The sequence below is a fragment of the Roseibium sp. MB-4 genome (assembly GCF_053005265.1).
Genome location: NZ_JBRKQB010000006.1, coordinates 1 through 18178, shown reverse-complemented (window position 1 = coordinate 18178; position 18178 = coordinate 1). Strand labels below are relative to the sequence as shown.

At 56.0% G+C, this 18178-nt stretch carries 15 protein-coding genes; 8 read left to right on the top strand and 7 right to left on the bottom strand.

The features are described 5' to 3' along the window. Positions 1–97: 97 nt before the first annotated feature. Together ACVDG4_RS23365 and ACVDG4_RS23360 are read right to left on the bottom strand one after the other, a co-directional pair. Entirely contained in the window at positions 98–976 is an 879-nt protein-coding gene (locus tag ACVDG4_RS23365; protein ID WP_447236853.1) for an AraC family transcriptional regulator, read from the bottom strand. A 189-nt stretch (positions 977–1165) separates the two neighbouring features. Then, a complete protein-coding gene (locus ACVDG4_RS23360; RefSeq protein WP_447236852.1) occupies positions 1166–2806 on the bottom strand; it encodes a hypothetical protein in 1641 nt (546 codons plus the stop codon). Positions 2807–3099: 293 nt separating this feature from the next. Here ACVDG4_RS23360 and ACVDG4_RS23355 point away from each other — a divergent pair, with 293 nt between their 5' ends. Beyond that, on the top strand, positions 3100–3927 hold the full coding sequence (locus ACVDG4_RS23355; RefSeq protein ID WP_447236851.1) for a methyltransferase domain-containing protein: 828 nt from the start codon (positions 3100–3102) through the stop codon (positions 3925–3927). A gap of 32 nt (positions 3928–3959) precedes the next feature. On the opposite strand, the gene ACVDG4_RS23350 is transcribed toward ACVDG4_RS23355, so the two are convergent. Continuing rightward, positions 3960–5810 (bottom strand): putative bifunctional diguanylate cyclase/phosphodiesterase, encoded by a 1851-nt coding sequence (locus tag ACVDG4_RS23350; RefSeq protein ID WP_447236850.1) that lies wholly within the window; start codon positions 5808–5810, stop codon positions 3960–3962. A 283-nt stretch (positions 5811–6093) separates the two neighbouring features. Then, positions 6094–8589 (bottom strand): S8 family serine peptidase, encoded by a 2496-nt coding sequence (locus tag ACVDG4_RS23345; RefSeq protein ID WP_447236849.1) that lies wholly within the window; start codon positions 8587–8589, stop codon positions 6094–6096. 394 nt (positions 8590–8983) lie between these two features. Between ACVDG4_RS23345 and ACVDG4_RS23340 the strand changes: the two genes are divergently transcribed. Then, the gene (locus tag ACVDG4_RS23340; RefSeq protein WP_447236848.1) at positions 8984–9871 is read left to right on the top strand and encodes an MBL fold metallo-hydrolase; all 888 of its coding nucleotides are present in this window, start codon (positions 8984–8986) and stop codon (positions 9869–9871) included. Positions 9872–9978: 107 nt separating this feature from the next. Here ACVDG4_RS23340 and ACVDG4_RS23335 read toward each other — a convergent pair whose 3' ends face one another. Both ACVDG4_RS23335 and ACVDG4_RS23330 read right to left on the bottom strand, forming a co-directional pair. Next, entirely contained in the window at positions 9979–10143 is a 165-nt protein-coding gene (locus ACVDG4_RS23335) for a CcdB family protein (RefSeq protein ID WP_447236896.1), read from the bottom strand. 111 nt (positions 10144–10254) lie between these two features. Next, positions 10255–10509: a type II toxin-antitoxin system CcdA family antitoxin gene (locus tag ACVDG4_RS23330; protein WP_447236847.1), complete on the bottom strand. Its 255-nt coding sequence runs from the start codon at positions 10507–10509 to the stop codon at positions 10255–10257. A 367-nt stretch (positions 10510–10876) separates the two neighbouring features. Between ACVDG4_RS23330 and pyrC the strand changes: the two genes are divergently transcribed. From pyrC to tviB, 3 genes are all read left to right on the top strand, one after another. Next, complete coding sequence (gene pyrC, locus ACVDG4_RS23325) at positions 10877–11944, top strand: dihydroorotase (protein WP_447236846.1); 1068 nt, start codon at positions 10877–10879, stop codon at positions 11942–11944. A gap of 249 nt (positions 11945–12193) precedes the next feature. Further along, the gene (locus ACVDG4_RS23320; protein ID WP_447236845.1) at positions 12194–13207 is read left to right on the top strand and encodes an NAD-dependent epimerase/dehydratase family protein; all 1014 of its coding nucleotides are present in this window, start codon (positions 12194–12196) and stop codon (positions 13205–13207) included. A 7-nt stretch (positions 13208–13214) separates the two neighbouring features. Further along, positions 13215–14498, top strand: a complete 1284-nt coding sequence (gene tviB, locus ACVDG4_RS23315) for a Vi polysaccharide biosynthesis UDP-N-acetylglucosamine C-6 dehydrogenase TviB (protein WP_447236844.1) — start codon at positions 13215–13217, stop codon at positions 14496–14498. Between the two features lie 164 nt (positions 14499–14662). On the opposite strand, the gene gntR is transcribed toward tviB, so the two are convergent. Next, complete coding sequence (gntR, locus tag ACVDG4_RS23310) at positions 14663–15676, bottom strand: HTH-type transcriptional regulator GntR (protein ID WP_447236843.1); 1014 nt, start codon at positions 15674–15676, stop codon at positions 14663–14665. Between the two features lie 111 nt (positions 15677–15787). Here gntR and ACVDG4_RS23305 point away from each other — a divergent pair, with 111 nt between their 5' ends. The 3 genes from ACVDG4_RS23305 (at position 15788) to ACVDG4_RS23295 (ending at position 18131) form a co-directional block, all read left to right on the top strand. Beyond that, complete coding sequence (locus tag ACVDG4_RS23305) at positions 15788–16354, top strand: gluconokinase (protein WP_209002834.1); 567 nt, start codon at positions 15788–15790, stop codon at positions 16352–16354. Positions 16355–16384: 30 nt separating this feature from the next. Further along, the gene (locus tag ACVDG4_RS23300) at positions 16385–17407 is read left to right on the top strand and encodes a TRAP transporter substrate-binding protein (protein ID WP_447236842.1); all 1023 of its coding nucleotides are present in this window, start codon (positions 16385–16387) and stop codon (positions 17405–17407) included. A 172-nt stretch (positions 17408–17579) separates the two neighbouring features. Further along, positions 17580–18131, top strand: a complete 552-nt coding sequence (locus ACVDG4_RS23295) for a TRAP transporter small permease subunit (RefSeq protein WP_447236841.1) — start codon at positions 17580–17582, stop codon at positions 18129–18131. Positions 18132–18178: the final 47 nt, after the last annotated feature.

The following is an 18178-nucleotide window of genomic DNA, read 5'->3' as shown; positions in this document are numbered from 1 at the left end:
CGCCCGATGACATTGGAGATACGCTTCGGCCCGCCGGATTACTTGAACAGGCCTGCTTTGTTTTTGAAGGATTCGGCCAAACGTCAGGGCTAAGACTCTAGGCCGCGCGGTACTGGCGCGGTGTTTGGCCAGTCACCTGTTTGAACGACCGGGAGAAATGAGCCTGATCGGCAAACCCGCATGCGATTGCGATTTCGCCAAGAGGCCGTTTCGGATCCCGCATCATCCCGATCGCCTGTTCGATCCGGTAGGCGAGGACATATTGCATCGGCGTTTCGCCAACCGTTTCCTTGAAAACACGGGCAAAATGGGACGCGCTCATGCCGGCTTCCTGCGCAAGCTCTTCCACGGAAATCGTTTGGTCCAGCCTGTCGCGGATGAAGCTGAGAACCCTCTTGTAATGCTCGGAGGTAAACCGCGCCGACAGCGCCAGGTCTTCGGCCTGTTGCTGACCGTATTTTTGAAGCAGCTTCACCAGAAACACCCGGCTCATCGCTTCAAACATGACGCCCGAGGAAAGATCATCGGTTTCCAGCGCATCCCGCAGCATGACACCGGCGGCGCAGAGATCCGCATCCTGAAACTGCGGCATATCGGCGAGCTGCTGATGGGTGAGAACAAGGCCCAGCTCATGCAGCGCGAACCGCTCAACCTTCTTCGGATCGAGGGTCACGACGATGACGTCCGAGGTGCCGAACCATCGCCACCCGGACCGCAAACCCGCGGGCGTAACGACGATTTCGTTCTTTTCAAACGTGAAGTCGCGTAGTTCGCCGCCGCGCCAGTTCTGCACACGGTGCGGGGTCTCGCACAGGTTCAGAAGCACATGATGTTCGGCAAAGACTTCTTCCGGCATCGTATCCGGTTCGGCCCGGAAATAGCGCACCGACATCAGCGCGGCGGCCGAGACATGCGCCATGTCATCGCTGCTGAGAAGCGGCAGGGACGGATAGATTTCGGCATAACGTCGTGGCACCAGCACACCTCCTTCGGCCGGCAGTTTACGCTGTTCTGAAAATGATGCCACGCGTCAGGAAGCGGAGAAAATGCATCCCAGCTCGCCAGCTGTGCCGAGTTGCCTCCTGACTCACGAAAATAGACCAAGTTCCCCAATTCGGTACGGAAGTGCCTGAAACCGCTTTACGGCAAGGGCCGGGTGCTCTGACTAGACAAGCGAGAAGTCGCCGAGCGAGCCGCTTTCGGTGAGTGTCGACAGCCCGGTCACACCGGTAAGCTTTATCAACTGCTCGTCGCCGGAACCGAAGGTGTTTTCGTAGAAAATGTAGGTGTCGGCACCATGTTCGAAAAATACCACTTCCTGGATACCAACATTGGTGTCGTCAGCGTCCAGCACCGCCAGTTTTTCAGCGAATGTATCGTCGGCAGCCGCGAAAGTTGCCTTGCCACCGCTGCTCACAGCCACAATGAGTCCAGCAAGTCCGGTTGTGTTTATCGATGCGCCGGCAACCTCATCGATGTTCGCTGAGCGTACAAAATCACTCGTGCCACCCGCGTTCCAGTCTGTGATCGTGTCAAACGCCGATGTTGTGGTGTCGCCAAGAAATATCTGGAAAATATCCGCTCCACCGTTCCCGGTGAGTGTGTCGGCGGCACCTGCACCTTCCAGCAAGTCGGCACCCGCACCGCCAATCAATGTATCGGCAACCGGGGTATCTGGGTTGCCGGCCATTGTGAGTTTTCCGGTCAAGGCCGATCCATCAACCACCAATCCCCCTTGATGCGAGATATTGCCAAGGTTGATGTCTTGCGTACCAGTGATGACCAGCCTGGTCGTTCCGGCCGAGAACCCGAGTGCATAGCCGTTTGCGCCATCCGACCCGTTCGTGGAAAAACCACCGGACCCACCCGCAAAACTGTTGGCGGTTGTCCCATTCGACGCAATGTTTACGGTCTCGAACCCGGAGATAAAGGCTGCGAAAGATCCTGCACCACCAGTTCCGGAAGTTGCGCCCCCACCGGAGCCGCCGGTGATTGTGACGCCGCCTTTCAAACTGAGGTTCAGGACATCAGCGGATGTATCGGTTCCAACCTCAAACCGGAACGCGGCATTGGCGTCACCGCCATTACCACTGCCCGCGCTGCCAGCAACGCCACCATTTGTCGTGATCAACTCGAAGTAATCGGAACTGTCGATCCCGGTAACGCTGTAGAACGGGGTGGACTGCGAAAACCCATCGGTCTGCCCGGGGGACGCAGGAGCCTGGGGTGCAGCAGTGCCGCCCCCTATTTTAAACGAGCTGGTCGTTTGCGTGTTCGCCGTCAGAGTGTTGCCGCTGAAGGTCGCGTTGACATTGGAAAGATCGAGCTGAACGCCCGCATTGATACCGCCAACATAATACGCGATCCCTTCAAAGTTAAACTGAGGCAAGTTTGCAATCACGTTGGCGCGTTCGGTCTCACTTGCTGTGTAGAAATGCGTTCCTGTTTGGGTGTTAAAAAAACGGTATAGCGGTGCGCGCTCAATATCTGCGTCTGAATAGGCCTGATATACTGTTCCTTCGAAATTAAACTGAGGCAGGTTGGCTATTATGCTGTCACGCTCTGTGGTGCTGGCCGTATAGAAATGGGTGCCCGTTTGGGTATTGAAGAACCGGAAAACAGGTATTTCTCCGGTCGTGTTTGCCTCCAAAGCATTGGAATCAAACAAATTACCTTCAAAATTGAATTGGGGCAGGGTGGTCTGAACCGTATTCCGTTCTGTTTCGCTGGCGGTGTAGAAATGTGTGCCGGTCTGAGTATTAAAAAAACGAAAAATATCAAAAACGCCATCAGCCGCTGCAGACATGAACTTCCCCATTTATTCCTCTGTCCCGGCCTCAGTGAGGCACATATTCCGCAGCGGAACAATCTGTTTGTTTGCAGTCAGCTAAATAATATTGGTCAACATTTTGTTGGATCGGAGCTTTGCTTTCACGAAGCTCTAAGAAAACCATGTGGAACAGACGACGTCGATCAAATCGGGTTTTCAGCGTCTCACATATTTACTCCCGCCGTGTGTCATAAAGCGATAAGCTTCCGTTGCGACACCCCAATACAGCTGGCCGTCATGCAGGCTCAGTCAAGCCAGGGAGGGGGCGAATGGCGAATACGGATGCATTCGAACGCATGGAGCGGGATGGCTGGCAGGATCCGGGCATCGCGCAAGGCTACGCAGAAGGGTTTGATCTTGCGAGCCGGCAGGCAGCTGAGGTGCTCGCGGAAACGGTCGCTCCAGACCCCGACTTGACGGCCCTGGATCTGTGCACGGGACATGGGGTTGTTGCGGCCGAGCTTCTGAAACGCGGAGCCGAGGTGACAGCGCTTGATTTCTCGCCGGCCATGCTTGACCTCGCCCAAAGAATGGCGCCAGGCGCCACTTTCGTGGAAGGCGATGTTATGGCCATGACCTTCCCGGACCAGAGTTTTGATGCCGTGTCGATCGGCTTTGGCGTGCCGCATTTTCCAGATCCGGAAAAAGGATTGCGGGAAGTTGCCAGGGTTTTGAAACCCGGCGGACGGCTTGCCTTTTCGATTTGGCGCGGAAAGGGCTCGAACGGTGCCTTTGGCTGGCTTTTTGAAGCCGTTGGACGTCTTGGCGATCCGGCGGTCACCCTGCCGGACGGACCGGATGCGCATATGTTCGCCGACAAGGAGATCGCAGAGCCCCTTTTGATGGCCTCCGGCTTTACCGGCATCGCGATGCTTGAGCTTCAAAGCCGGGTGTTTGTCTCTTCTCCCGGCAAACTCTTCGATGCCTTCGACAAGGGAGCCGTCCGCGCCGCGTCCCTCTTGGGCGGACAACCGGAAGACCGGCGAGCCGCGATCAGGGCCGCGCTTTCACGCCGGGTGCAAGACGAAGGCACAGCGGACAACGGCGGGCATCTGGTGCCCACACCTTCAGTCATTGTCTCGGCCGTGCGCGCTTAGTGTTCTGGTCCTCCAGCCGCGTTATTAACCGCTCAAGACACCTTGCCCGTAATCTCCGGCTCTGGTGACCAGAACTGGCCCTTGGTTTCAATCAGCAGATCCTGAAACTCGGTTGCGGGCATGGGCCGGCCAAAATGGTAGCCTTGCAGGAGGTCGCAGCCCATGTCACGGGCAAGGCGCGCATGCGCTTCCGTTTCAACGCCCTCTGCCACAATGCTCATGCCAAGGCTCTTGCCGATGCCGATGATGGAGGCCATCAATTCGCGGGCGGTCTGGTCTTCCACGATCGGCAGTATGAACTGCCGGTCGATTTTGAGGACCGCCGGATTGATTTTCAAAAGTCCCTGCACGGAGGCATGACCAGTGCCAAAGTCATCGAGCGCGATGGTCACTCCCAGCTCTTTCAGCTCGCTGAGCGTCCAGTTCACAACATCGCCAAGCCGGTCGAGATAAACCGATTCCAGGATTTCGATCGTGAGCCGTTTGGGAGGAATGCCGACGCGTTTGATGTCATGAATAAGGTTCGGGTCCGCCAAACGTCCGGCAGAAACATTGATCGAAACCCTTGGAAGATCGACCCCAGCACCATCAATCAGCGCCAGTTTTTTAGGAAGCGTCGCAAAGACGATTTCGTCAATCCGCTTCAAGATGCCCATCTTGTCTGCCGTTTCCAAAAACGCAGCGGGCGGTAAGAGGCCCATTCTCGGATGCGCCCACCTGACAAGCACTTCGGCCGAGGCGATAGTGCCGGTCGCAGCGTCGATGAGCGGCTGGAAGAACGGCACGAATTCGCGGTTTTCGCAGGCAATCAGGAGATCGGACACAAGGCGCTTGGCGGCAATCGCCTCGGCATGCATCTCCTTTGTGAAGAAAGACCAGCGGCCCTTGCCGTTGGTTTTGGCGTGGTAAAGAGCCGTGTCCGCATCGTTCACCACCCGCTCGGGCGCGTCCATGTTGGCGTTTGCGATCGCAACGCCGACACTGGCGCTGCAGAAAGTGGATTTGCCTTCAAACACGAACGGCGCATGCATTTCCTGAACAATGGCATCCGCCAGACTGCTGATGTCCAGTGCGCTCTCTCCGAGCGGACGCAAGACCACGAACTCATCCCCGCCGATGCGGGCGACAAGATCCGTCTCGTTGGTGAGCCTACGAAGCATCTCGGCGACGGAAATCAGAAGGCGGTCGCCGGCATCATGCCCAAACGTGTCGTTGACGGATTTGAAGCGGTCCAGATCGATGTAAAACACCGCAAAGTCCGATCCGCCGCCTTTCAGGTTGGACACCCAGGACTTGAACTCGACCTCGAAATGCCGCCGGTTGGAAAGACCCGTCAGCGCATCTTCCTTCGCCTCTTTGGCAACCTTCTTGGCCAGCTGGAACAGCCGGTTGTTTTCTCGCTCCAGATGCCCGATTTTTTCGACATAGGTTGTCAGCGCTTCGCGACCGGAGACCGGCCGCTCCAGATGCCGGACGGTGTCTTCCTGGCCGGCCTGGTCCTCCAGCTCGATCAGCGAACACAGCCACCACCGGTCGCCGGTGGACGTATCGGAAAGGGGCGTCCAGCTCATCCGCTGCCAGTATTGCTCGCCGTTTTTCCGGTTGTTAAGCGCCTTGACCGAAAAATGCTCCCAGTTCATCAGCTTTTCGATGATGATCAGGTGATTGCCCTGATCCATACTGGAGCCGATCAGGATCGTGCCGCGCTGACCAATAACCTCGGCCGCGTCATATCCGGTGATCTTGCAGAACGCGCTGTTGCACCATTGGAAATGCATGACCGCGCCGTCGGCATCGGACGCAAGCGCGAGCGCAAGTCCTTCGACTGACTTGTCATTGATCTGGGCAAGTATTTGAGGCGGTATCGGGGATGAGCCTTCCATCTTCAGGCTCTTAGAAGACTGCCGGTTAAATAGGCAATTGTCATTTCCTACAGGTCAGCCAAAAGAAATGGCCTCACTTCAACTTGCAGAATATGCCAAATTCATCAGATCAGACAAAAGTTGTAATTTCGTGGTTATGGGTGGGAGAATTTCTAATGTAAATCAGGCTGATAGGAGAACGATCCCTATGGCGTCATCAGAAGATCATGTCAGGCTTCACCAACAGCGAGCAGGTTCTATTGCAAGCGCGGGGACGATCCCCGCGCTTCTTGTCAGAGACCAATCAGGCGATGTCGACGTAGTAGGCGACGCCCTCGAAGTTGTATTGCCCAAGGGTCGCGATGATGTTGTCCCGTTCCGCCTCCGAGGTCGTATAAAAATGGCTCCCGGTCTGCGTGTTGAAAAAGCGGAAAAGTGCAGTGCCGCCGGAGCTATCGTCGGACGCCGCATAGTACGCAACTCCTTCATCACGAAAAGCGGCATTCGTTCGCAATCCGGCCGCCTCTTCGGCACTGATCGTGTAAAAATGCACGTCGTTGGACAGGTTGAAAAAGCGGTAAACGGCCATTCCGTTTGCCTGGGTAACGTTTGAATCGAAAGCATTTCCTTCAAAGCTGAGCGCGTCCAGGTTTTCGATAACTGCGTTCCGTTCATCCAGGCTGGTGGTGAAGAAATGGGAGCCGGTCGACGTGTTGAAGAACCGGTAGACCTCAAACGCGCTGTTATCGCTGTCTGTCGGTGTCACAAGGGCGTTCGCAAGGGTCACGGACTGCCCGCCAAAATCGAATGCTTCAATGTTGCTCAAGCTGTCCTTGCCGTCACGGTTGGCTGTGGTGTCCAGCACCACGGTTTGCCCTTGAGAGCCAGTGAAGATCACATACTCCGACTGGCCGCCGGTGTAGGCGGCAGTATCCGTCCCGGCCCCCCCATCAAGGGTGTCGTTGCCGCCGGCGCCGTTCAGCGTATCATCGCCTCTTCCCGAGTTCAGCGCGTTTGCGATGGCGTTCCCGGTCACTTGATCATTGCCGTCTCCGGTGAAGACGTTCTCGATACCGCTGAAGGACACCGCGATACCGTCCAGCGTGCCTGTGCCGGCAAGAAGATTGACGATGCTTGCACTGTCGACGGCCGCTGCATTGAGTGTGTCGGTTCCAGCTGTATCGTTGAACGATGTGCTGTGGCTCGACAGAGGCGCGAAGTCGGAGAACTCGTTTGTCACGATGTAGACATCATCGTCGCTGGCCGAGGATCCGTGAAAGGTCAGCTCCACATTGTCGATATTAATGGGGGAGGTGACCGCGCTGTCCTGATCAATCAGTTGCACCGTCCAGGTGCCTTCGCTGGTCATGCCGCGAAACGCGTTGGTATAAAAATAGTCCCACTGGCCGGTGTTGTTGGTGTCCGTTTCATCGTTATCGGCACTGACATTATCAAGCACCACGCTGGTCGTTCCATCCGGTCCGACAATCCGCAACTCCAGATCGTTCAAGTCATACCACTGGAGGAAATTTACCTTGAGCTGAACATGCTCGATCTCGACCACGGTCGACGCCGTTCCTTGAAGTGAGTCGACGGCACCGTTTCCGGTGAGGGTGATGTTGGAATTCAAAAGGTCGATATTCGTGGAGGCCTGGTTTTGCGATGTGGCAGAGACCGTTCCCCATGTTTCGGCGAGCCTGACGGCAGCCTTTGCATCGACGAGACCAAATCCGTAATCACGCGAAAAATGGAACCCGCCCCCGTTCCAGGTGTCCGCACCATTAAAGGTCCATGCATTTCGTTCAAACCCGGAGACACCGCCGCCAATATCAGTCCCGACATGGCGGGCCGTATTCGCCAGAATGGTTTGCACATCCCGCCAACCGAGATTTCCATTGGCCTGCAGCATCAGGGCAACCACACCAGATACTTGGGGTGCGGCCGCTGACGTCCCGTTGAAGTCCGTCGTGTAGTCTGACCCGTCGGTGTATCCGCCGTTCACGCCACTCCCGGTCACATCCGTCGTCTGGATCTGGCCGGGGCTTGGGGAGCCAAATGCAGAAACCAACAGCGATGATCCCGGTGTTGAATAATCGTCAACGGCTCCCGTGCGCTGGACGGCCGCGACCGAAATGGAATGCATGGTGGCATTCCAGGCTGCAGCATTGGTTTCTGTGACAACCGGTATTCCGTTGACGTCGACCTGACGTTCATTGCCAGCAGATTTGACGTAGATAGTCCCTTTGCTGTCCCGCCCGTTTTGAACGCCAAACACCATCGCATTGGTCTCTGCGATGGACGAAATCTCCTGATCAAAGAAGTTGGTTGAATCGAGTGTGCCCAGGCTCATGTTCACGACTTCGGCAGACCGGTCGACACCGCCAATCGAGAGCTGGCCAGAGATCAAGTTGATTGCATCGGCTATGCTTTGACCATGTTTGATGCCGAAAATCGTGCTGCCGTAGGCAGTACCGGCAACGCCGATGCTATTGTTGGCCGTTGCGCCAAGTATCCCGGCTGCTGCCGTCCCGTGAAAATCACCATCAAAGAGATCGATTTGAGTAGACGGCCCAAGCGTGATCGTCTCAGAGGAATTTGCCAGGTCGTAGTCTTTGACCGTTGAGTAATTGCCGGACAAGTCCGGGTGGGTGGCCTCAACACCATCATCGATCACGGCGATCGTAATGCCAGTGCCCGTATAATCGTCCCAGACATCGACAATATTGAGATCGAATTCGCCCGCAGTTGTGTTGCGCAAGTACCATTGATTTATGAATAGCGGATCTGTTGGAATCGCCATTTTGCCCCCCAATATGCAAAAGCCTTATTGCGATAGAATTCGAACAAGTGGCATCCAGTCAATAGTCTTCATGTGCTCAACTGGAAAAGAATTTATTCGATGAAAACAATGAGATCAGATCCTGTAGTTTTCGCGTTGCGAACAGGAAATATTTCTCTCCGAGTTGCATGAAATATTTTAAACTACCCCTGAGGTATGCCGCGCGTTCTTCATCCAGAATGAGAAGCTAGACGAATAAATGTGCCCCTATCAAAGAGCGTTGGCGGGCCCTGGTTTTTTTCACCTGAAGCCTAATTCCATGGTTCGATGAAGCTGCGGACCAGTATAGTTTGTAGACCAAGCTGCCTTTGGTTAACGCCGTCCAAATTGTTCAACTCGAAAGGTGGATACGGTCATGACAACAACAGATCTTGAGCTTGCGACCTACCCGGGTCTCGATGAGCGGATTATTGTCATTCGAGCCGGTGATGAGGTCGACTGCGTTTTTGTCGTGACGGAGAGATTCAACGTGCTCGTGGACACTTTGGCAACACCCGCCTTATGTGCCAGGGCATTGGAGCTTGTGTCTGCCCATATAGGCGATCGCCCACTCATTACGATCAACTCGCACATGGACTGGGATCATTTTTGGGGCAATTCCGCGCTTGATCCTCACACACCGATCATAGCGCACAGTGCTGCAGTCGCACGCTTGAGTGATCCAGACGCCAAACACATGCTGGCGGAAAAACGGGCGGAGGAACCCCGTTTCAAGAATGTCGAGATCGTTCCACCAACGATAACGTTCTCGGGAAACACAATGTCTCTTCACGGGGGCGACTTGACGCTCGAGCTCTTGCACACGCCAGGTCATACGCCTGACCATGTTGCTGTCTGGATACCGGAAGTACGGACCTGCCTTGCGGTGGATGCTGTCGAATATCCTATTCCGGAAGTCTGGAACCAATCGCCGGACAATCTTCGCAAACTCTGCACGTCCTTGAAGCAAATCCGCGACTTGCATCCGAACCATGTGGTTCTCGCCCATGGACAAACAGCTGACCCGGAAGTCGCCGCCGCCAACATCGATTACTTCACCAAGCTACGGGATGCTGTTGGGCGAGTGCCGGCTTCATCTGCAGCTCTTGAAGGGCTTCACGAGCGTTCGGGCTTTCAACTTGAAGACTTTGTTTCTCTACCTGCGGATATGTCGGAAGACACGAAAAGCTTCTACCGCGAGTTTCATAAATCCAATCTCGATGCCGTTGCCGCTGCGCATCGGGCCGACACCGATTTCTTGTGATGTCAGTGCAATGTCCGGACGGCAAATAACGTTGCAAACATCTCGGCGCCGATAATCTATCTTATGGAATGTTTTTGATCGGAACGTTAAAACACCGAGCGTCAGGGTTAGATACCGGACATGAGAACATCGATCGCACGCGTGATCAGTTCACCTTGACCCTTGAGATTTCCGGCTCGTCGCAAATTCGACCGTCGCACGGCTGCAATCAGGCGGGTTGCAAGAACCAATCGCTTACTTTCATGCTCCAGTACTGGGTTGAGATATTTCACCGTTGGATAGTCGGGGAGCAAAGGAACAGAGACCACGTCGGGTCAGGCGGTAGGAGGTCGCTTTCGATAACAACCATGAACACAATTTGTATTCCGCGACATCAAAGCGGCTCAGTTCTTCCATGCCGCACCGGCTGGACCCGCGATTATGTCAGCCAGCGGGTGTCCATTCTGCTCGTGCCACTCACGCTGTGCGTCAAACCCGTCTGCATTCTCTTCAAGCCAGATCTCACGCTTCATCGCCGAGACCGCTTTTTCCAGCGCATCTTCCGCGACCGCTGTCACGTTGATCCCAAGTTCCTTTGCCTGATCAAGCGTTTCAGCATTCAGCCTTAAAGATGTGCTCCTTCGAGCCGACGTTCCCATATAAAGAACTCCACTTTGTACCACAGAAGTGTATCACGGATGTGTAGTGCAACAAACGTCTATCAAGTGCGGACCGGCTCAAAACTGATTATGGAATTTTTTTGGAGCAGCGACCACGGCTAACACGCCTCATCGGCGAGAAACCAATATAGTACCCACCCCGATGCTCACTAAAGGGCTCACTTTTGAAATCCAATTGGCCCGTCGCAATCCCATCGAGCATGAAATTTCGAACCGGCCACCTTGTGCCGCCAGCCTGTTATGGTGTTTAGAAGACGCAGTACCGCACAAGCGCCGGACCTTGATGCCTCCAAGGCATTGCTGCCGGCCGGACAGACAACAATAACGACCTCACGGAGGCGCTTCAGTGACCCAGACCGAGCTGACAATCCGCCAACCTGACGACTGGCATCTTCACTTGCGCGATGGCGCCATGCTGGAAGCGGTATTGCCGCACACAAGCGCGAATTTTGCGCGTGCGATCATCATGCCCAACCTGGTACCACCGGTCGTGCGCACCGAACATGCGCAGGCCTACCGGGAGCGCATCCTGAACGTGCTTCCGGCAGATCACAGCTTCGATCCGCTGATGACGCTGTACCTTACCGAGGCCACCGATCCGGCCGATGTGCGCAAAGGCGCAGAAAGCGGGTTGATCACGGCGCTGAAGCTTTATCCGTCCGGGGCGACAACGAATTCTGAAAACGGCGTCCGGGACTTTGAAAAGATCTACCCGGTTCTGGAAACCATGAGCGAGGTAGATGTCCCCCTGCTGGTCCACGGCGAGATCACGGATTCAGACATCGACATCTTCGACCGGGAAGCCGTTTTCCTGGAACGCGTGCTGTCGCCAATCCGAGAGAAGTTTCCCGAGCTCCGCATCGTTTTGGAACACGCCACAACGTCCCATGCGATTGACTTCGTGAAGGCCGCAAAGGCGCGCACCGCAGCGACCATCACCACCCACCACCTGATCATTAACCGCAACGCCATTCTGGCCGGCGGGATCAAGCCGCATTATTACTGCCTGCCGGTGGCAAAGCGCGAAAAACACCGTCTTGCCCTGCGCGAAGCGGCAACGTCCGGCGACCCGCGGTTCTTCCTTGGCACCGACTCTGCCCCGCACACCGACACGGCAAAGGAAAGCGCCTGCGGCTGCGCCGGCATTTTCTCGTCAATCAATACAATCAACTGCCTGGCGCATGTGTTTGAAGAAGACGGCGCGCTCGACAAGCTGGAGGGCTTTGCCTCACTGAACGGTCCGGCGTTCTACAAGCTGCCGCCAAACGAGCGGCGCATCCGCCTTTTCAAAAGCGCAGATCCGGTCAGCTTCCCAGACAAGATCCAATTTCCGGAAGGCACAGTCACCGTCTTTGATCCCGGCTACCCGCTTCACTGGCAACATGAACCGGTCGCCGCAGCGGCTGCTGCTTAAGGCTAGCCGGCCCAAACAATCGACGGGTTTTTAAGCGCAGAAAAAGGAAGGATCCGGACAGACACTCCGGGTCCTTTTTTGGTGTTTAGGCCACCCTCCTTTACCGGCCAGAAGGGGCAGCAACCGAATTTCCACCGCCAGTACCGAGGAATGATCTGGACAGCGCCGCATCCTGTGAATACCTAAGGCGGGCACCCTTCTTACCGCCCACGGCCCTGCCCGCCGGACGCAGACCTTTAAAGAGACAGCATGCTTCAAAAGAAACGCGCCTTTATCACTGGGTCTGCCGGCTTTATCGGCTTTCATCTGGCCGAGCTGTTGTTACAGGAAGGCTGGGAAGTTGCCGGCTTTGACGGCCTGACGGACTACTACGATGTCCGGCTGAAGGAACGCCGCCACGAGATCCTCCATCAGCACGGCACATTCTCCTCAACCATCGCGCAGCTCGAAGACACAACGTCTGTTGCGGAAAGCATTACGGATTTCAAACCGGATGTGATCGTTCACCTCGCGGCCCAGGCCGGGGTGCGCTACAGCCTGGAAAACCCGCGCGCTTATGTTGATGCCAACGTCGTCGGCACATTGAACGTCATGGAGGCTGCGCGCGCGGCCAATGTTCAGCATCTGCTGATGGCCTCGACCAGCTCGGTTTATGGCGCGAACACTGAAATGCCGTTCGATGAAAACCAGAAAACCGATACGCCGCTGACCATTTACGCAGCGACCAAAAAGGCGAACGAGGCGATGGGGCATGCCTGGGCGCATATTCATCAAATCCCGATCACCATGTTCCGGTTCTTCACGGTTTATGGCCCCTGGGGCCGCCCAGATATGGCGCTTTTCAAGTTCACCAAGGGGATCCTCGAAGGCACGCCGATCGACATCTACAATCACGGCGAGATGTACCGCGACTTCACCTATGTGGCCGATCTGGTGCGCGGCATACGCGGTCTGATGGATGCGGTTCCAGGGAGCGAGGGGGCGGCCTCGAAAACGGACAATTTGAGTCCCGTTGCGCCCTATCGGGTGGTGAACATCGGCAACTCGGACAAGGTCCGCCTGCTCGATTTCATTGAAGCGATTGAAGATGAACTCGGCAAGAACGCCATTCGCAACCTGATGCCGATGCAGACAGGCGATGTGCCGGCGACCTGGGCCGATGCCACGCTGCTGCAAGACCTGACCGGCTACAAGCCCGAGACACCGTTCCGCGAAGGCGTTGCGAAGTTCGTGCAGTGGTACCGCGACTATTACAAGGTCTAAAGCTGAGATGAGGAACCGGACCCCGGAACAGGCGAAAATTGCTGTCATTGGCCTTGGTTATGTCGGCCTGCCGCTCGCCGCCGAATTCGGCAAGACACACGCGGTCATGGGGTTTGATATCAATCCGGAGCGCATTGTCCAGCTGAGTGCAGGCACCGACACGACGCTCGAAGTCTCGAAAGATGACCTCATCGCTGCGACACACCTGCGCTTTACCTCCGATCCTCAGGAACTGGCAGAGTGCGACACCTACATCGTCACGGTGCCAACGCCGATCGATGCTTATAAGCAGCCCGATCTCGGCCCCCTCCTCCGTGCCAGCGAGACCATCGGCAAGGTTCTAAAGCCCGGCGACCTGGTGATCTACGAAAGCACCGTTTATCCCGGCGCAACGGAAGAAGACTGTGTGCCGGTGCTGGAGCGTGTGTCCGGTCTCACGTTCAACGAAGACTTCTTTGCAGGATACAGCCCGGAGCGGATCAATCCGGGGGACAAGTCCCACCGCTTGCCGCAGATCTGCAAGGTCACATCCGGCTCAACACTGGAGGCAGCCGACTTCGTCGATCAGCTCTATGCCGGGATTGTCACGGCCGGAACCCACAAGGCCCCCTCGATCCGAGTCGCGGAAGCCGCCAAGGTGATTGAGAACACGCAGCGGGATCTCAACATCGCGCTCATCAACGAGCTGGCCATCATCTTCAACCGACTGGATATCGATACCGAAGCCGTCCTGAAAGCGGCTGGAACAAAGTGGAATTTCCTGCCCTTCCGTCCCGGCCTCGTCGGCGGGCATTGCATTGGCGTTGACCCCTATTACCTGACGCACAAAGCCCAGGCGACCGGCTATCACCCGGAGATCATCCTGGCCGGACGGCGCCTGAATGATGGCATGGGCGCCTATGTGGTCTCCGAGATGGTCAAGGCCATGACCCGCAAGGCCTTGCCCGTCACCGGTTCCAGAATTCTTGTCATGGGTCTCGCGTTCAAGGAAAACTGTCCGGATCTTCGCAACACCGGCGTTGCCGGAATTCTTGAAGAACTGAAAGACTACAATGTCAGCGTGGATGTCCATGACCCCTGGGTTGATGGAGCGGCTGCGCATGACGAATACGGCATCCAGCCCGTGGAACACCCGGCGGAAGGCGCCTACGACGCCATCATTGTTGCCGTCGCCCACCAGGCCTTCAAGGACCTCGGCATCGACAAGATCCGCGCCTTCGGCAAACCCGGTGCGCTGGTCTACGACCTGAAATGCATGTTCCCAGCCGAAGAAACCGACCTGCGGCTTTGAATTCTGAAGCGCTGCCGAGGCACAGCAGATGGGGTCGGTACAGATGCGCGCTCCATTGCGACGGTCGCGGTATCGATCGGTGACGCCAGTTTTTCCGACCAGAGCCCCACTTCAGAAAAGACCAGCAGACAGGTGAGTGACTGGTTGAAACAATAGCCGCGAATCTAAGCAGTCCTTTCAGTACTGCCCCGCGGGATCACATCAAAACCTAGATCGATTGTTTTTTGCTGCGGCTCTGCTCCCTGCAGGGCTTCGACGAGGTTCTCAAATGCGATCCGTCCCATGTCCAACCGGAAGGTTCTCACACTGGTAATGGACGGATTGGCGGCGGCAACCATCTCCAAATCATTGAACCCACAGATCCCGAATTCCTCAGGAATGCGCACGCCCCTTCTCTGGCATTCAAAGAGAGCTCCAAGTGCCAAGTCGTCATTGTTGCACAACACAGCATTTGTATCTGGCGCCTTGGAGAGCAAATCCGCGACGAGCTCGCATCCAAGGGTCACGGTCGAGGGCCGCGGGGTCGTTACCACCCGGTTTGCCGAGTAAACCCCAGCCAGTTCCGCTTCGGTCTTAAAGCCCTTCAGCCGGCGCTGACTTCGTGGATCGAGGCGCGCGGCGATGTACCCGGGACGGTCATATCCTTGTTCCAAAAGATGCCGGGTGGCTGCTCTTGACGCATCCACATGGGAAAATCCGACCATCATGTCATAAGGATCTGGGCCACATTCCATGATTTGGACGATACGGCAGTCAGCTCCCATCAAGAGCTTTGACGTTTCGGAAGACTGATCAAGACCGGACAAGATTAGCCCTGCAGGTTTCTGGCTCAAAAACGTCCGGACAAGTGTTTCCTCTTCCAAAGGGGAGTAGCGGGAATTCCCGAGCTGGATCTGCCACTTGGACCCTTCTGCGGCCTCATAAATCCCCCGCATCACATCTGAAAAGACGTTGTTGGTCACAGAAGGAACGATGACGCCGATGACGTTTGTTTTGCCGGCAGCGAGAGCACTTGCGGCGGGGTCAGGCACATATCCCAAGCGATCGACAACCGCTTTTATCCTCAAACGCGTTTTCTCCGACACCTTGTCAGGATTCCGCAATGCCCGCGAAACTGTCATAGCGCTAACGCCCGCTTCACGCGCAACATCTGAAATATTTAATTTGTTTTTCTTCAAATATTACAACCTTTTAAGATCACTAATACGCTTCATGACAAGACTAACTTACAAAACGCCTGTTGACAAATGTTAGCGCTATCAATTGAATGAACTCAGAAAACAGGCGGTATGACAAAGATGCAGAGCGCGTCGCCAAAGGGCGGAAAAGAAAGTGTGATTGTCGTGATGGGCGTGTGTGGAGCGGGCAAAAGCCGCTTGGCGCTAAACCTGTCAGATCGCCTGGGCGTTGGAATGGTCGAAGCAGACGACTTTCACACTCTGGAGAACAAGCAAAAAATGGCAAATGGCGAAGCGCTCACGGACGCCGACCGAATGCCTTGGCTGGATGCCGTCGCGATGGCGGCCCTGCTCCAACTCTATTGCACCGGCGGTGCGGTGGTTGCCTGCTCCAGCCTGAAACGCGCCTACCGTGACCGCCTTCGAAACTCGTTGCCAGGGTGCAGGTTCGTTCATTTGGACGGATCCAGAGCCCTCATCGCGGACCGTCTCATCAATCGCCAGGGCCATTTTGCCGGCGAAACGCTCCTCGATAGCCAGCTGGCCATTCTGGAGCCGCTTGATGACGACGAAACCGGCTTCACTCTTCAGATTTCACGGCCCGTCGATCAGCTTGTTGATGGCGCCTTGGAAGGACTGCGGCGTATAGCGCCGCCTCAAACCACTGTCGCCAACTGACCAAGGCGATAGAGACCAATGGGAGGAATTATGTTTAAGAATCTCACAAAATCCGCACTGACCGCAGTGGCTATCAGCGCACTGACCTCTGCCGCGTTTGCGGCCGATTTCTCGTTCCGGTTCCAATCCTCAGACCCGGCCGGCAACCCGAACTTTGAACTTCAGCAAGGCTGGACGGAGACCGTCAAGGAACTCACCGGCGGGCGGGTCGAAATTGAACTTCTGCCGGTCGAATCCATCGTTTCACATAGCGAAACACAAGACGCGATCGCAGCCGGCATTCTGGATGGCCATATCACTGACACGTCCTACTTCGCTGGCAAGGACCCCGCCTTTGGTTTGATTGCAAACCCGGTCGGCGCCTGGTCTTCTCCAGATGAGATGTTCACCTTCATGGCACAAGGCGGCGGCAACGAGCTGATGAATGAACTGGTGGGTCCTTATGGCCTGCATTTCATCGGTGCGACCACGCCGGGACTGGAGGCATTTGTTTCCAAAGTGCCACTGAATGGCGTCGATGATCTCAAAGGCATCAAGATGCGGGCGCCGGAAGGGCTCGTGCAACAGGTGTTTGCAGCCGCAGGCGCTGCTCCGGTGAACCTTCCAGGTTCCGAGGTCTTCACAGCCCTCGACAAAGGCGTGATCGACGCGGCCGATTACACCGTGTTTTCGACCAACCATGCCCAGGGCATGCACAAGGTCGCCCCATACCCGGTCTACCCGGGCTTCCATTCCATGCCATTGGTCGAAATCTCCATGAACAAGGCCAAATGGGATGCTCTTCCGGAAGATCTGAAAACTGTTCTTGAAGAAAGCGTTGCCGACTTTGCGACTGCTCAGGTGGCAGCACTTGCGGAACGGGATTTGAAAGCTGTCGAGGAAGCGAAAGCTGGCGGCGAAATCACTGTAACCGACTGGTCCGCGGAAGAGCGCGCAAAGTTCCGGACCATCGCAACCGGTGAGTGGGCAAAAGTCGCGGCTCGCTCTGACAATGCCCAGAAGGTCTACGACGTGTTGACCGGGTATCTGAAAGAAAACGGCTTGATGCAATAAGCTCCAACCCAATCAAAACAAGCGGCCGCCTCCGGGCGGCCGCTCAATACGATAGCGTGTCGCGTTCCATTCAATTCAAGCTACTTCAGGTTTGGCGTACGAGGCAAAGCCGAGTGGCAGCGAAACCTGACTCTTTTTAACGCGATTTGCTCAAAAAAGCTGGGAGGCAAGCGTGGCAGACACAGAGGAAAAATCGCACGAAAAACCGGACCCCGGAGCCATACCTGAAGCAGGTATCTTGGGTCGGTGGATCGACAAGACCGGGCTGGTCTTTGCCTTTGGCATCGTATTGTCCATGCTTATCTTGCTGAATGAAGTGGTGCTCCGTTACGTCTTCAATGCCCCGACCATTTGGGCGCATGAGACAACCATCTTTCTGTGCGGCGCTGCGTTTCTCTATGGCGGTCTATATTGCAGTGCGCGCGACCGGCACATCCGTGTTGTGCTGATTTACGATGCCTTGCCGGACCGGGCACGCCGGATACTCGACATCGTCATCTCAGTTATCTGCATGCTCTCCAGCGGTGTTTTCGCTTGGGCGGCCTGGCTGATGGTCCAAAGGGCCGCGTTCCGGCCCGACGGCAGTTTCCGGCTGGAGCGGTCGGGAAGTGCATGGGACCCCGTCTATCCCGGCCTGATCAAGGTTTTCCTGCTCATCGTGCTTGCCGTGATGGCCGTACAATTTCTCATTCTTGCCGTGAATTACGCCAGGGGGCGCAAGTGATCGATTTTTTTGGCTCCCTGCAAGGTCTTGGAATTGAGACCGGCACG

What these genes read in the sequence shown, in the direction of transcription:
- ACVDG4_RS23360 (WP_447236852.1), bottom strand. Translation starts at nt 2,806, where the DNA reads ATGTCTGCAGCGGCTGATGGCGTTTTTGATATTTTTCGTTTTTTTAAT.
- ACVDG4_RS23355 (WP_447236851.1), top strand. Translation starts at nt 3,100, where the DNA reads ATGGCGAATACGGATGCATTCGAACGCATGGAGCGGGATGGCTGGCAG.
- ACVDG4_RS23350 (WP_447236850.1), bottom strand. Translation starts at nt 5,810, where the DNA reads ATGGAAGGCTCATCCCCGATACCGCCTCAAATACTTGCCCAGATCAAT.
- ACVDG4_RS23345 (WP_447236849.1), bottom strand. Translation starts at nt 8,589, where the DNA reads ATGGCGATTCCAACAGATCCGCTATTCATAAATCAATGGTACTTGCGC.
- ACVDG4_RS23340 (WP_447236848.1), top strand. Translation starts at nt 8,984, where the DNA reads ATGACAACAACAGATCTTGAGCTTGCGACCTACCCGGGTCTCGATGAG.
- ACVDG4_RS23330 (WP_447236847.1), bottom strand. Translation starts at nt 10,509, where the DNA reads ATGGGAACGTCGGCTCGAAGGAGCACATCTTTAAGGCTGAATGCTGAA.
- ACVDG4_RS23320 (WP_447236845.1), top strand. Translation starts at nt 12,194, where the DNA reads ATGCTTCAAAAGAAACGCGCCTTTATCACTGGGTCTGCCGGCTTTATC.
- tviB (WP_447236844.1), top strand. Translation starts at nt 13,215, where the DNA reads ATGAGGAACCGGACCCCGGAACAGGCGAAAATTGCTGTCATTGGCCTT.
- ACVDG4_RS23305 (WP_209002834.1), top strand. Translation starts at nt 15,788, where the DNA reads ATGACAAAGATGCAGAGCGCGTCGCCAAAGGGCGGAAAAGAAAGTGTG.
- ACVDG4_RS23300 (WP_447236842.1), top strand. Translation starts at nt 16,385, where the DNA reads ATGTTTAAGAATCTCACAAAATCCGCACTGACCGCAGTGGCTATCAGC.